We start from the raw sequence: 13,965 nt of genomic DNA, 5'->3' as shown, positions 1-13,965 counted from the left end.
ACAGGTAGTACAACACTATCGCGAAGCGGGGGATGCCACACGCGTGCGGGGCGAATGCAAGAATAGCCGGGAAACCTAAAAAAGCGTTCATACAATCTGCTCATGGATTTCTCCAGAGCACTTTTTACCGGTATCAGTTCCGGTAATCAGCCAACCGGTAGGATAGTGATACAAGGGCCCCGATAATAATACCCGGTTCCCGCATGCGGCACCCGGCTGACATCCCGTTCCGGGCAAATCATGGAATTTTCACAGGAGAATCATCCTGTCGTTTTTATCACGGGAATAGTCCCGGTCAATCTCCCCGTGCACCAGTGCGTGTTTTTACGTCTCACCATGGGAAGATGACCGTTGGAGAAAGCAGCCGGCTTCTCTCAATGCCCCGCTTGCGGACCGCCAATGAAAAAATCGAACAGGGTACCCCAAATTCTACCGGATCTTCGTCCCCGGTTCCACCGGTTTTTCTGAAGTGAGAAGGGATGCCGTATCCCCTGCTGCAAGGATCATACCGTTGCTCTCTACACCGAAGATTTTTGCCGGCGCGAGGTTTGTGAGCACGATGACACCTTTTCCCACCAGTTCCACGGGGTTATAGAACTGTGCGATCCCGCTTACGATCTGCCGGGTCTCCCCTCCGGTATCTACCTGAAGTTTCAACAGCTTGCCTGATTTTGGGATCGCTTCTGCTGCAAGCACTATACCTGTCTTCATCTCGACCTTACTGAAATCTTCAATTGAAATCATCGGTGTCTTCTCCGTTTTCTTATTGGCTTCGCGGACACGCTGCTGGAGCACTGCATCCAGCTCTTGGATCTGGTTTTCTTCGAGCCGGGCAAACAACGGAGCCGGGGGGGGAACCTGGCAGGCAGGTATGGTTTCTGTTCCCTCTTCGATTCTGTGCGTCGTAACAGCATCGGAATATCCCAGCTGCGCCCAGCATTCCTGCGCCTTTGCCGGCATCACCGGCTCGATAAGGAGGGCAAGGGCTTTTGCAATCTGGATACCATTTTTTATGACCTGTGCCGCAGCGGCCCGGTCGGTTTTTATGAGTTTCCACGGGGCACTGGTCTGGATATACGTGTTCCCGAACGCAGCGAGCGCCATAATCGTATCGACAGCGCCTTTGAACTCATATGCCTGCATCTGAACAGTCACATTTTCCTGGCACTTTTCAATCTCGGCAAGGATCGCCGGATCGACCATGCCGTCCGGTACCCCGCCAAACTCCTTATGCGCAAAGAAGAGCGTGCGGTACACGAAGTTCCCTAAAATATTGACCACTTCGTTGTTGATCCGTTCGCCAAAGACTTTCCACGAGAAATTAAGTTCCTTTGTGTGGCTCGTGTACGCGAGCAGGTAGTACCGCAGGTAATCGGCAGGGAGACCCTTGTCGAGATAATCCTCGTTTGTCCAGACCACGTAGCCCCGGGACTTCGAGAACTTGTGGTCGTCGACTTTCACCATCCCGCTTGCAACGACGGCATGCGGTTCACCGTACCCGGCGCCTTTTAAAAGGGCCGGCCAGAAGATGCAGTGATGGTAAATTATGTCCCCGCCGATGAAATGCGTGACCCGGTTGTCCCCGCACCAGTACCGTCTCCAGTCTTTTTTGGCCTTTGCTGCCCACTCTTCCGTGAACGCGATGTAGCCGATCGGGGCGTCGACCCAGACATAGACCACGAGATCGTCGCGGCCGGGAAATTTTACTCCCCATTCGAGCGTGCGGGTGATGCACCAGTCATGCAACTCGTCCTTGATCCAGCCGATCGCATAGTTCTTTGCGTTGCTCGTGCCTTTGAGCCGGTCCAGGAAGGGCAGGAGATAGTCCTTGAACGCAGAGAGTTTGAAGAAATAATGTTCCTGGTCGCGGAACTCCGCCTTTGTCCCGCAGACCTTGCAGACCGGGTCCTTGATCTCGCCCGGCTCAAGGTGCTTGCCGCAGCCCTGGTCGCACTCGTCCCCCCGTGCCTGCTTGCCGCAATAAGGACAGGTGCCCTCCACGTACCGATCCGGGAGGAAACGCCTGCACTTCGGGCAGTATGCCTGGTGGACGACCTGCATATAGACATAGCCGTTTTTCACGAGCCGGCTCATGATCTCCTGAGTCCGGTGATGGTTCACCGGGTCGTCGGTCATGCCGAAATAATCGAAGTTGACCCCGATCCTCTTGAAGGTCTCATCGAAGTGCCGGTGATACCGCTCGGAAAGCGCCCGGGGAGAGGTTCCCTGCTCTTCTGCCGAGACCACGATCGGCGTCCCATGGTTGTCCGAGCCCGAGACAAACACGACCTCTTCACCCATCCGCCGCATGTAGCGGACGTAACAGTCGGCGGGGACGTACGTTCGCAGATGACCAAGATGGCAGGGCCCGTTCGTGTACGGGAGCCCGCAGGTAACCAGCAGCGGTGGTTTTGTCATTGAAGGTACTTTTTAGCATCTGATACGTAATAATTCCTGTACTATGACAAAGATCGTTCCGCTTCCGACACGGGCATTTGGTGCGGAACCTGGTACGCCGGATGTCGCCGCGCTCGCCGGCTGGGTCGCGGAGCACCGGGGAACTGCAGCTGATCTGCACGCGTTCCGGCTCGATGCATCGCTTGCCCCCCAGATCGGTTCCGGCATTATGTTCCCGTGTGCCGGCGGTCTCTTCTGCCGCGACCGGATCCTGGAGAGCTTCGCCGGCCTGAACGATGAACGGAATAGTGTCATCGGGGAGCTGGATGTGGATCCCGGTGCACTCATTGAGGACGCCCTGATGCTTGCCGCACAGAAAAAGGATGTATGGTGCGCATTCCCCGCCCCGCATACCCTTGGCATCACCAACAGGTATTATGGTGACGATGATGAATGGAATGATGCGATCACGGGAGCCTACCGTACCCTGATGCGGGCGATGCGCGACGCAGGGATCGGGGGGCATGTAATCATCTGTGACAGAGTGGAGGAAACAGAAATTTCAATATTGGCCGGGAAGAAAATCTTCTTTTTTTCACCGGCGCCGGACCAGGAGGACCTTGCGACACTCATGGAATACCAGCAGCAGGTGGCAGCGGGCAACAATATGCTGGAAACAGTGTTCGATCTTGCAAACGAGTACGATATCCACCGGTTTATCATGATGGATCCGGATGAAACCGGAATCCGGTTTGCATTATCGCACCTTGACCCGGACCAGGTGACGGCCGGGGGTTATTGCACGGATGCATGCGACACTTACTGGAAAAAACTCGTGGAAAGCGCAGTGTACATGAAATGAAGTGCATCGCCAAATCAGGCATATCGTCCGCAATCCCATCAATACGCCATATGTGGTTTCCCTGTTTTGAGCAAGAATATACGTCGTAGGGGTTGTCTTCAGGCAGGGTATATGCCAGAGCCAGGCACCACGGTCATACGCGCTGTCATGTGCTATTACCTGGTTTAAGGAGATACGGAATATCCATCATAAAGGACGTCCCCGGTATTTCTGGAAGAGAGGGTCATCGGGTGCCGATTCCCCGTAAAAGAAATTCGGCCGGATGCCGGCAGGGCATCTTTCACGCCATCACCTTGGAGTAAGCATTAATAACAAGAGATAAAAGCATTGGTACAATGGAAGGCGAGGGATTATATGCAGCGCACATATATCATAGCATCCCCGGGAAAAAAAGCATCGGACGGATCAGCATGAGATCGAAACCTGTGTTTTGGATATTTCTTGTCCTGGTTTCAGGAGTAATTCTCACGAGCCCGGTCACGGGGGCTCCTGCTGTTCCTGTGGCATCGTTCATATCGAATGTCACCTCAGGAACGGTCCCGTTCACCGTGCAATTCATAGACACTTCCGTAAATACACCGACATCATGGACATGGCTGTTCGGTGATGGCGGAATCTCCTCACTCCAGGATCCGACGCATACCTACACAACTGCCGGAATCTATACCGTTACCCTGATCGCAACAAACACTGCAGGCAGCAATACGTTCACCAATGCGGGATATGTTACTGTAACGAAGGCTTCATCCGTACCTGTCGTTTCTTTCGTAACGAATATTACCTCGGGATTCGTTCCACTCACCGTCCAGTTTGTGGACACCTCGACCAATTCCCCAAGTTCGTGGGTATGGTCCTTCGGGGACGGAGGAGTCTCCACAAGTCCCAACCCGGTTTATACCTATACAACCAGGGGCGCGTATACGGTTACCCTCACTGCCACCAACTCTGCAGGGAGCAATACCACCTCACTGACCAATTATATCACCGCAAACCAGGTGACCGTCACCCCGACCGCCTTGTTCAAATCGACGGTGACTTCAGGATACGAACCCCTGACGGTCCAGTTTGTGGATGCCTCAACCAACACCCCGAATTCATGGGTATGGTCCTTCGGGGACGGCAGCACCTCCACGCTCCAGAACCCGTCGCATACGTATACCGCTCCCGGAACCTATGATGTCACCCTCACCGCTACCAATACCATTGGCAGCAATACCGTAACCCAACCGGGATATATTACGGTGAATGCAGCCGTCCCTGTCTCATCGTTTACGGCGAACGTGACCTCCGGTGTCGCACCCCTGACCGTCCAGTTTTCCGATACTTCAAACAATACCCCCACGGGATGGTACTGGTCGTTCGGCGATGGCGGAATCTCCACAAGCGAGAACCCGGTGTATACGTTTTCTACTGTCGGGTCCTACGCGGTCTCACTCGGAGCCACGAACGCTGCAGGGAGTAACACGACAACAATCCCGGCCTTTGTCACGGTGACGAATGCCGCATCCCCACCCATCACTTCCTTTATCGCAGACATCCAGTCAGGAACCGCTCCGCTCACCGTCCAGTTCACCGACACCTCAGGTAATTCTCCGATCGGCTGGCAGTGGTCGTTTGGTGACGGGTCAATGAGTACCGATCAGAACCCGTCGTACACATACACCCAAAGTGGTACCTATTCCGTCAGCCTGACAGCAGTAAACTCCGGAGGCCACAATACCACAACCATGCCGGGTTTTATCACCGTTTCTGCACCTTTCTCTACGCCTGCTCCGACTCAGGTCGCCCCAACCGTCTCCCAGACAACGGGAGCAACCACCGGGCAGCCGACTGAGACACAGACAACAGCCCAGCCTGCATCATCCGGGACTCCACCCTCATGGACGCTGCCCCTTATCGGCATCGTAATCCTGGTTCTGGCGGTCATTGCGCTTCTCCTTCATGCCAAAGGACGATCCGGTGGCAGGAGACGATCGAGGGGCAGGGACCTTTAACTGACCCTTTTCTCCCGTTCTCCCGCCCCCATTCATCAGCAGGACCGCAAAAGAGAGATTAAAAAGTGAACGGGGAGAACCTCCCCGGTTACACCATTTTTTCCCGGCTGATGCACTCGAAATCAATAAACCCGTTGTAGGGATCGGTTTTTAAGAGCCGGACACGCACGTTCTGGCCGACATGAAGCCCCTGCTCGCCTTTTACGACCCGGCCTTCGGCCGGCGGTACAAGAAGCCTGACATAGGTCCCTTTGTCTGCGGCGCCGGTGACAAGGGCGTCGAATGTCTTGCCGATGCTGTCCTCGAGCAGCATGGCAGCAACGGACTTTCTCATAAACCGTTTGACCTTCTTGGATGCCTTCTCACGGTCGGTCAGCCACATAGCCCTGTCGGAAAGTTCTTTTGAAGAATACGGACCTGGTTTTCCCATCAGGATTGCTTTTACCTGGCGCTGGTTGATAATATCGACATAGCGCCGGTTCGGTGCCGTCGCATGGGTGTAGTCGACGACGGCAAGGGCAAAGTGACCGGTCGGCGTGGCACCCGGTTCAAGCATCGTGTACTCGCCGGGCCCCATCAGTTTTATCACGGCAAGGGAAAGGTCAGGGAAATGCAGCGGATCGACGGTTTTTTCTTTCATGAGGAACTTTGCAAGTGCTTTTGCATCCGGCTTCTCCGGCAGGGTCTCCCCAAGGTTTGCCGCAGCAAGGATAATCCCGGCCCAGTTCCTCGGAGATTTTACGACTCTCTGGATCATCGGGACACCGGCAGCTCCCAGCCGGGCAACCATCGTACCGTTTGCCGCGACCATGAACTCCTCAATTAATGCCCGGGCCGGGTTCGGCGTACGGGTAACCAGCCCCTGTATCTCGCCATTTTCCATGACCACCTCTGCCTCCAGGGTATCGAACTCAAGAGCCCCTTGTTCACGGCGGTATTTCCGCAGAAGTTGTGCCGCATCGTTCTGGAGACGAAGCTGTTCTTCGAGACCCGGGACATCCTTTATACTTTTCGGGAGGGGGCCGGTACCCTCCAGCCACTCTCCCACCGTCTCGTACACCAGTTTTCCCTTGTTCCGGACCAGTGCCCGGTACACCTCTCCGGGAGAGAAACTCCCGTCGCGCTGCACGACAAACTCAATAATAACTGCCAACCGGTCTTTATCCTGCAGGAGGGAGGTAATCCCGTGTGAGAGCCGGTCCGGCAGCATCGGAAAGGTAAGGATACCGGTATAGACCGATGTCCCGTTGTGAGCTGCATATTCATCGGTGGGTGACTGCTTCTGTACGTAGGAGTCGACATCTGCTATGGCGACCCGGACCCGGATCGTGCCTTCAGGATTGCGCTCGCAGTATTCCAGCTGGTCGAGGTCCTGTGAATCGTGGTTATCAATCGAAGACCACAGGAGTGCACGGAGATCACGGAAGCCTTCGGGTATATCACTGTAGATCCGCTCCTGCATCGCGTTGACCTCATCCATCACCTGTGTGGGGAACCGGGATTCAAAACCGTATTTTTCCATGGCATGCCACGCGATGGATCTGAGATCGATATCATGGAGATGCGGCCGGTGCTTTTTCATTTCAATCGAGTGTAGTTCTCATTGAATGCATAAAAACTTCTGGAAGTACCCTTTCTGTGGGATACCGGGAAATGCCAGCACATGAACGAGGAATTTCTCACCGGCAGACCGGTGTTCGCACAACGGACGAAAAATATATTTTACAGGGATTAATTCGTTTATACTTCGGGGTTAATTTCGACACTCTCACCGGGGATGAGAATTTTTACGGTGAGATCCGTTGTCCGTTCGATAGCCGTTTTGAAGGATACCGGGTCTGCTGCTATCCGATCCCACGTATTATAGTGGATCGGTATCACGATCTTTGCCCCGATAAAATTTGCTGCCATCATCGCTTCTCTCGTCCCCATCGTGTATCTCCCGCCAATGGGAAGGAGAGCAACATCGGGATGGTAGAGATCGCCAATCAGGCGCATATCGGAAAAGAGGGCGGTATCACCTGCATGGTATACACAGACGCCATCCATCCGTACCACAAAACCCGCTGCCACCCCGGCATTTCCTGCCATGGATGTATCATCGATCCGGGATGAATGCAGCGCCGGTGTCATAGTAATCGTGACACCGTCAAGGGTAATGGTCCCGCCAATATTCATCCCTTCGGCGGTAACGCCCTTTTCCATGAGGTATTTTGCGATTTCACCAATGGCAACTGTCGTTTTTTTGAGGGCGACGGCTTCGCCCAGGTGGTCGTAATGCCCGTGGGTGACAAGGACGAGGTCCGGGTTTGTCCGGGCAACACTGCCATCCGGTATGAAGGGATCGATAAGGACTTTTTTTGTACCGGTGAGCAGCACGCAGGCATGGCCGAGCCAGGTGAGTTGCATACATGCTGATGGGGAGTTTGCAGGGATGAATATTATTATGTTGAGCGGGTGCGAAGCAGTCCCGGACCGGTTAAGCTGCCGGCATCATTTAAAAAAAAAGAAATTCCGGAATGCTACACGGGATGTGTTTATGTTACATCGATCAGTTCCGCTTCAGTAATATCGATGGATTCGCCCAATGTGTCCGAAGTGGCGCTCCGCGTCATCTGTTCGGAAAGGTCGCGGTCTTCCATCACGTCACGGATGCGGTTGATATACGGATCGATGGTAGGATCTTCCTGTTCCTCGATTACATGCCGGTATTCCCGCAGCGTGGACGGGCTGACACCGAGTTCATCGGAGACTTCCTTCATGGTCTTGCCCGATGCGACGAGGTCTTCCATCTTCGCCTTGTCAAACGGCATCCTGAAATCGAGTTCCCGGAAAAGCTTGAGCCTGACCCGTGCCCGGGCGACGGTCTTACTGAGTTTCTCATCACCAAGCTCACGTGCGATCTCGGTGTCGTTCTTTCCCGCGTAAAACGAGGTGACGAGCTTGGCGAGCTGGATCGGTTTGAGCGAGGTCTTGAAAATTCCCTCCTCGATGATCTCCCGCATCACCAGCGCGACCTCGCGTTCAATCGCATCGCTATCCCTGAGGGTGCCATGAATGTTTTTCATCGGCTCGACAATCTTGGTCTTGCCCGACATGGTGCTGAAAAGTTCCAGCAGCTGTGTTTTTCGTTTGTCTTCCGTCATTGCATACCCCATCTTGGGATTAGGATATACAATACTTCGTCAACTATTTAATCCTATCTTTACTGTTCTTTTGACCAGAAACCTTTTATTTGAGTCTGGATCATAGATCTGGCCACTTGTTGTTTTTTTGCAAAAAAATCCAGGATCCGGGCGGGGATATCCCGGATACCCTGTAATCGTTTCCAGCACTTCGAAAGGGGTAAGGCGGGGATACCCGCGGGAACCGGACACGAGCCTTTTTGTCAGGAGTCGTGTAACTGTATAAGAGACGATAGTATCAGGGATCCTGCATGAGTGATGTTTTTGAGAATGTGATGGATCTGGCCAGGCGCCGGGGGTTTATCTGGCCCACCTCGGAATGTTACGGGGCGGTGGCCGGTTTTATCGATTACGGCCCGCTCGGCGCAATGATGAAACGGCGGATCGAGAATATCTGGCGGCATTTTTACGTCGTCCAGGAAGGATATTACGAGATCGAATGCCCGACGATTGCACAGGAAGCAGTCTTTATTGCGTCCGGGCACGTGAAGGGATTCTCCGACAAGATGTGCCAGTGCCCGCACTGCAAGGAATACCTCAGGGCAGACCACGTGGCCGAAGGCGGCGGAGTGTGCAGGGCGGCGACCATGGACAACGAGACCCTTGCAGCCGCGATCGCAGGGTGCACATGTCCTGCCTGCGGGGAAGTCCTCGGGAATGTCGACGTCTACAACTTTAACCTGATGTTCCAGACCTCGATTGGGCCCGGTTCGCAGCGGGTCGGCTACCTCCGTCCCGAGACTGCGCAGGGGATGTTTGTGGACTTTGGCCGGCTGCTCCGGTTCTACCGGGACAAGCTGCCCTTTGGCGCGGTACAAATTGGCAAGTCCTACCGGAACGAGATATCTCCCCGGCAGGGTATGATCCGGCTCCGGGAGTTCACACAGGCAGAAGCCGAAATATTTGTCCACCCTGACGAGAAAAACCGTCACCCGGCCTTTAAGAGATACACAAATTACCGGATGCCCCTCCTGACGTATACCCACCAGCAGAACTGCGAACCTGCGGTCGAGATGTCGATGCGTGAGGCGGTGGATAAGGGCATTATCGCGAACGAGTACGTCGCGTACTATGTCGCTCTCACCCACGAACTGCTGGTCACGGTCGGGATCCGGCCGGACCGGCTCCGGTTCCGCCAGCACCTCCCCGATGAGAGGGCGCACTATGCAACCGACTGCTGGGACGCAGAAGTATTTTCGGGGCGATTCGGCTGGGTCGAGACCGTCGGGATTGCCGACCGGACGAATTACGATCTCAACGCCCATGCAAAGCAGAGCGGCACCTCGATGACCGTCTTCATCCAGTACGACACGCCAAGGAAAGTCGAACGCCGGCGCATCATTCCGAACATGGGGGTGTTGGGCAAGCAGTACCGGCAGAAAGCAAAGGCAATCTTCGCCGCCCTTGAAACCGCCACGCCGACCGCGGAAGGCGCAGATGTCACCGTGGATGGCGAGACGATCCATATCCCGGCCGACCTGTTCGAAGTCAGGGACGAGGTCGTGGATATCCGGGGCGAAGAGGTCGTGCCCCACGTAATCGAGCCCTCGTACGGGATCGACCGGATGTGTTATGCCGTTCTCGAACAAGCCTACGACGAAGACACTGCTGACGGCGAGAAACGCGTAGTGCTCCGGCTCTCCCCGCAGGTCGCCCCTGTCCAGGTCGCGGTCTTCCCGCTCATGTCCCGTGACGGGCTTGACACGCTCGCAAAGGAGATCACGACGATTCTCCAGACCCAGGGCATCCTCGCGGAATACGACGACTCCGGTGCGATTGGCCGCCGCTACCGCCGCCAGGACGAGATCGGCACCCCGTTTGCGATCACGGTCGATTACGAATCGAAGGAGACGCACACGGTCACCATCAGGGACCGGGACAGCATGAAGCAGGTGAGAGTGGCCATCGATAAGATACCGGAGATGCTGGGGGCTCTCATCAAGGGTGAAAAGAAGTTCGAGGACTTGGGATAAAAAATCCTTTTTTTGGTTTTACATTTCTACAATTGCACCTCATCAAGAGCTTATGTACTTTTCTTTGATTTGCGATGCCTGCCGCCGCCCCGAAGGACGCCCCGCGGCGGCCTCAATTACCTTTCCTTCCACTCTAACAAAACAGGTAATCTGCCCAGCGAGGGCCCGACGAGGCGCCCGAGCGACCCCCGAAGGGGGCGGGCTCCCTCCTATTACGCTGGTCTGCCGCGATAATAAGTGATTGATGTATCCCACCACCCCCCGCGTGGAGCCCTATTGAAACTCCTCGTTATGAGGCTCCCCCACAATTCCCTATATTACCCGGCGAGATCAAATCCTCATCAGAAACATGCCCTGCATCAGCCATCCCCTCATCCGTCCCGACAGCATCGAGTCACGGGAATACCAGCTTGCGATTGCGATGAAGGCACTGGATGCGAATACGCTGGTGATCCTCCCGACGGGGCTCGGGAAGACAGCCATCGCCCTGCTGGTAGCTGCATCCCGGATTTACAACGAGGGGGGCCGGGTGCTGATGCTGGCCCCGACAAAGCCGCTCGTGGAGCAGCACCTCCGGTTTTTTGAGAGATTTTTAATTGCAAAGAGCCCGGCCGGCCCCGGCATATCCCCGTTTGCAATGTTTACCGGGGAAGCTCCGCCTGAGGAACGCACAGCAGACTGGGAGCGGGCGCAAGTAATCTTCGCGACACCACAGGTGGTCAAAAACGATCTCATCGCGGGGCGCTACACCTTGCAGGATGTGACCCTCATGATTGTCGATGAATGCCACCGGGCGGTGGGCAACTACGCGTACGTATTTCTGGCCCGGCGCTATCACGACACCGCAGCAAAACCCCTCATCCTCGCCATGACCGCATCACCGGGTGGCGTGCAGGAGAAGGTGCAGGAGGTCTGTGCAAACCTCGGTATCACCCAGATCGAGAACAGGACCGAAAATGACCCTGATGTCCGCCCCTATGTCTACGAGCGCGACATCGGAATACACCAGATCGACCTTCCCGGGGAACTCAAAAGCACCATCCATGCCATCCATACCCTCATCGACGACCGGCTGGCGCTCCTTGCCTCGCTCGGCTTTTCCGTCCCGAAAAGAGATCACCTTTCGATGAAAGACTTAAACGGCATCAACGCCCAGATCCAGCAGAGGATCCAGAACCGCGACCCGGCGGGATACTCGGCAGCATCGGTGTACGCGGAGTGCCTCAAGCTCAAGCATGCCGTAACCCTTGCAGAATCGCAGGGAAGCGAGGTCTTTAAGGGGTACATCGCGAAACTGGTTGCTGAAGGGACCGGGCCGGGGGGGAGCAAGGCCAGCCAGCGGCTGAGCAGGGACCCGGCCTTCCGCACCCTTTATGAGCAGACGCTCTCCTGGACCGGCGAACTCCATCCCAAACCCGCCATCGTCCTCGATATCGTAAAAGAGCAGCTCGCAAGCCATCCCGACAGCCGCATCATCATCTTTGCCACCTTCCGGGATACCGTCCAGATCCTTGTCGATTACCTGACCAGAAACGGGATCTCCTGCGAACGGTTCGTGGGGCAGGCCACAAAGGATGCGGAGAAAGGGCTCTCGCAGAAGAAGCAGATCGCTGCCCTCACCCGGTTCCGGGAAGGGGAGTTTAAGGTGCTCATCGCAACCTCGGTCGGGGAGGAGGGCCTCGATGTCCCCTCCACCGATCTCGTGATCTTCTACGAGCCGGTGCCGTCAGAGATCCGGTCCATCCAGCGCAAGGGGCGGACCGGCCGATCCGGAGCGGGAAGGGTCGTGGTGCTCACCACCAAGGGCACATCGGACGACGTGTACCGGTTCGTGAGCCAGTCCAAGGAGCGCCGTATGCAGAAGAACCTGCATCAGATGAGCGGGCAGGGAATCGCTGCCCAGCAACCGGTCGTGGCTGAACAGACCCAGATTGAAGAGTTCACTCCGCAGGGCCCGGCGATCCGGATCGACGATCGCGAAACCTCTTCGAAAGTCGTCGAGGAACTGTCCGGCATGGGGGCGGCGATCCGGCTTGAACGCCTGCCACAGGGAGACTACGCGATCGGCGACCGCATCCTCGTCGAGCGCAAGACCGCGCGGGACTTTGTCGACACTCTCATCAACCGTGACCTTCTCGGGCAGGCAAAGGCGCTTGCCGACGCTGTGCCCCGGCCGGTTATGGTGATCGAGGGTGGCGACATTTACACGCAAAGGGACATGAACCCGAATGCTCTCCGGGGGGTGCTTGCGGCGCTTGCCATCGATATGGGCATCACCCTGCTCTTTACGAGGGACGAGCTGGAGACCGCCAGGATGCTCTTTGTGATCGCAAAGCGCGAGGAGCGTGAACGCGGCGAGCGCAAGACCCACCCGCATAAATCGTTTAAGTCGGCAAAAGATGAGCAGGAGTATATTGTTTCCGCGTTTCCCGAGATCGGCATGAAGAACGCCCGGCTCCTTCTCGCGCATTTTGGCTCTATCCAGGGGATTGCGAATGCTTCATCAGAGGAACTGGTCGCGGTGAAGGGAATCGGCGAGAAGACGGGCGGGAAAATCTTCGAGCTGTGCCGGAGAAGGTATGGGTAAATGAGGCCGACGTTTTTTCTCCTCCAATTATTTTTCATAAATCCTTTCCAGAACATAGCGATGCCCTGCCGCCGCCCCGATGAGTGCCCCGCGGCGGCCTCAATTACCTGCCAGCCAAGAAACAGGTAATCTGCCCAGCGAGCCCGACGAGGCGCCCGAGCGACCCCAAAAGGGGGTGGGAAGACTCGTATTCTCATCGGTAAATCCGGCATTGGCAAGCCGCCCCGCCGTGCTCCGGGGCACACTTATGAGAATGAGCCCTCGTATGGGGAAATACGGAAACCGGTCGTCATGTGAAGATTTTGTGAGGCATACTGACAGGACTGGCACTCGCGGAGCAGGGAAAAAAAGATCCGGGGAAACCAGCCCGGCAAAAAATCTATGGAACGTGCCGATCCTACAACCGGCACAAAATCTCAAGTGCCTCGGCCCCGGTCTTTACCGCGGTCATAAGCGTCAGGATATGGTTGGGGTCTTTTTCGTTGTTGATCCGTTCGCAGAGCGCATGAACCGTCATCGCAATTTCTTCGGCAAGCATACCCCCCTCCCCATCCTCACATGAGCAGGGCCCGGCTTCATGGTCCCCGCCGCAGGAACACTCTGCGTCGTGTTCGTGGGAATGGGTCGCTGCTGCTGCTGCTGCCGGTGCTGAAGGGGCCTTTGCGTTCTTCGCAAGCTTTGCCGCGGCATCTTTCTCGGCGCAGACAACACAGAAGGTCTTCTTCTTGTACTCAAACATCGGGCAGCCGCAGACCGGGCAGACCTTTTCGAGCATCTTTCCCCCTTTCAGGAGATACTCGGCCATGATCTCGTCGTCTTTCTTTTCGGGCATACTTCACCGTCTGGTTAATATTCAAACTATATATGCGAGTTCTACGTATTAACTACAGGTACGCGGTAGGTGATACCATGCCAAATCCCGAAAAAACAATGGAAAACTGTATCCTGATGCTGCAGCACATCCAGG

Annotated in this window: 9 protein-coding genes; 4 read left to right on the top strand and 5 right to left on the bottom strand. The window is 55.7% G+C overall.

Annotation, left to right across the window (positions count from 1 at the left end; translation table 11 throughout):
* Positions 1–429 precede the first annotated feature (429 nt).
* Positions 430–2,418 carry a methionine--tRNA ligase gene (gene metG / locus ACLQMU_RS09820; RefSeq protein WP_422148682.1) on the bottom strand — a complete coding sequence of 663 codons (1,989 nt, stop codon included), beginning with the start codon at positions 2,416–2,418 and terminating at the stop codon, positions 430–432.
* Positions 2,419–2,461: 43 nt separating this feature from the next.
* Here metG and ACLQMU_RS09815 point away from each other — a divergent pair, with 43 nt between their 5' ends.
* Positions 2,462–3,259, top strand: coding sequence for a hypothetical protein (locus ACLQMU_RS09815; RefSeq protein ID WP_422148681.1), 798 nt, complete (start codon positions 2,462–2,464; stop codon positions 3,257–3,259).
* Positions 3,260–3,669: 410 nt separating this feature from the next.
* Complete coding sequence (locus ACLQMU_RS09810) at positions 3,670–5,253, top strand: PKD domain-containing protein (protein WP_424040276.1); 1,584 nt, start codon at positions 3,670–3,672, stop codon at positions 5,251–5,253.
* 88 nt (positions 5,254–5,341) lie between these two features.
* Here the strand turns inward: ACLQMU_RS09810 and ACLQMU_RS09805 are convergent, their stop codons facing one another.
* From ACLQMU_RS09805 to ACLQMU_RS09795, 3 genes are all read right to left on the bottom strand, one after another.
* Positions 5,342–6,835 carry an RNB domain-containing ribonuclease gene (locus ACLQMU_RS09805; RefSeq protein WP_424040274.1) on the bottom strand — a complete coding sequence of 498 codons (1,494 nt, stop codon included), beginning with the start codon at positions 6,833–6,835 and terminating at the stop codon, positions 5,342–5,344.
* Between the two features lie 158 nt (positions 6,836–6,993).
* Positions 6,994–7,662 (bottom strand): metal-dependent hydrolase, encoded by a 669-nt coding sequence (locus ACLQMU_RS09800; RefSeq protein WP_422149182.1) that lies wholly within the window; start codon positions 7,660–7,662, stop codon positions 6,994–6,996.
* Positions 7,663–7,790: 128 nt separating this feature from the next.
* The gene (locus ACLQMU_RS09795; RefSeq protein WP_422149183.1) at positions 7,791–8,399 is read right to left on the bottom strand and encodes a response regulator receiver protein; all 609 of its coding nucleotides are present in this window, start codon (positions 8,397–8,399) and stop codon (positions 7,791–7,793) included.
* A gap of 290 nt (positions 8,400–8,689) precedes the next feature.
* On the opposite strand from ACLQMU_RS09795, the gene glyS reads away from it, so the two are divergent.
* Positions 8,690–10,411: a glycine--tRNA ligase gene (gene glyS / locus ACLQMU_RS09790; protein ID WP_424040272.1), complete on the top strand. Its 1,722-nt coding sequence runs from the start codon at positions 8,690–8,692 to the stop codon at positions 10,409–10,411.
* A 349-nt stretch (positions 10,412–10,760) separates the two neighbouring features.
* Positions 10,761–12,998: a DEAD/DEAH box helicase gene (locus tag ACLQMU_RS09785; protein ID WP_422149518.1), complete on the top strand. Its 2,238-nt coding sequence runs from the start codon at positions 10,761–10,763 to the stop codon at positions 12,996–12,998.
* A gap of 397 nt (positions 12,999–13,395) precedes the next feature.
* Here ACLQMU_RS09785 and ACLQMU_RS09780 read toward each other — a convergent pair whose 3' ends face one another.
* Positions 13,396–13,830, bottom strand: coding sequence for an Sjogren's syndrome/scleroderma autoantigen 1 family protein (locus tag ACLQMU_RS09780; RefSeq protein WP_422149517.1), 435 nt, complete (start codon positions 13,828–13,830; stop codon positions 13,396–13,398).
* Positions 13,831–13,965 lie beyond the last annotated feature (135 nt).

The organism is Methanoregula sp. (assembly GCF_052325125.1).
Taxonomy (GTDB): Archaea; Halobacteriota; Methanomicrobia; order Methanomicrobiales; family Methanospirillaceae; genus Methanoregula.
Note: the sequence above shows the minus strand (reverse complement) of the source record. Positions and strands in the feature narration are given on the sequence as shown.

Bases quoted from the DNA above. Each gene is read 5' to 3' on its own strand.
- metG (WP_422148682.1), bottom strand. From the start codon at position 2,418: ATGACAAAACCACCGCTGCTGGTTACCTGCGGGCTCCCGTACACGAAC.
- ACLQMU_RS09815 (WP_422148681.1), top strand. From the start codon at position 2,462: ATGACAAAGATCGTTCCGCTTCCGACACGGGCATTTGGTGCGGAACCT.
- ACLQMU_RS09810 (WP_424040276.1), top strand. From the start codon at position 3,670: ATGAGATCGAAACCTGTGTTTTGGATATTTCTTGTCCTGGTTTCAGGA.
- ACLQMU_RS09805 (WP_424040274.1), bottom strand. From the start codon at position 6,835: ATGAAAAAGCACCGGCCGCATCTCCATGATATCGATCTCAGATCCATC.
- ACLQMU_RS09800 (WP_422149182.1), bottom strand. From the start codon at position 7,662: ATGCAACTCACCTGGCTCGGCCATGCCTGCGTGCTGCTCACCGGTACA.
- ACLQMU_RS09795 (WP_422149183.1), bottom strand. From the start codon at position 8,399: ATGACGGAAGACAAACGAAAAACACAGCTGCTGGAACTTTTCAGCACC.
- glyS (WP_424040272.1), top strand. From the start codon at position 8,690: ATGAGTGATGTTTTTGAGAATGTGATGGATCTGGCCAGGCGCCGGGGG.
- ACLQMU_RS09785 (WP_422149518.1), top strand. From the start codon at position 10,761: ATGCCCTGCATCAGCCATCCCCTCATCCGTCCCGACAGCATCGAGTCA.
- ACLQMU_RS09780 (WP_422149517.1), bottom strand. From the start codon at position 13,830: ATGCCCGAAAAGAAAGACGACGAGATCATGGCCGAGTATCTCCTGAAA.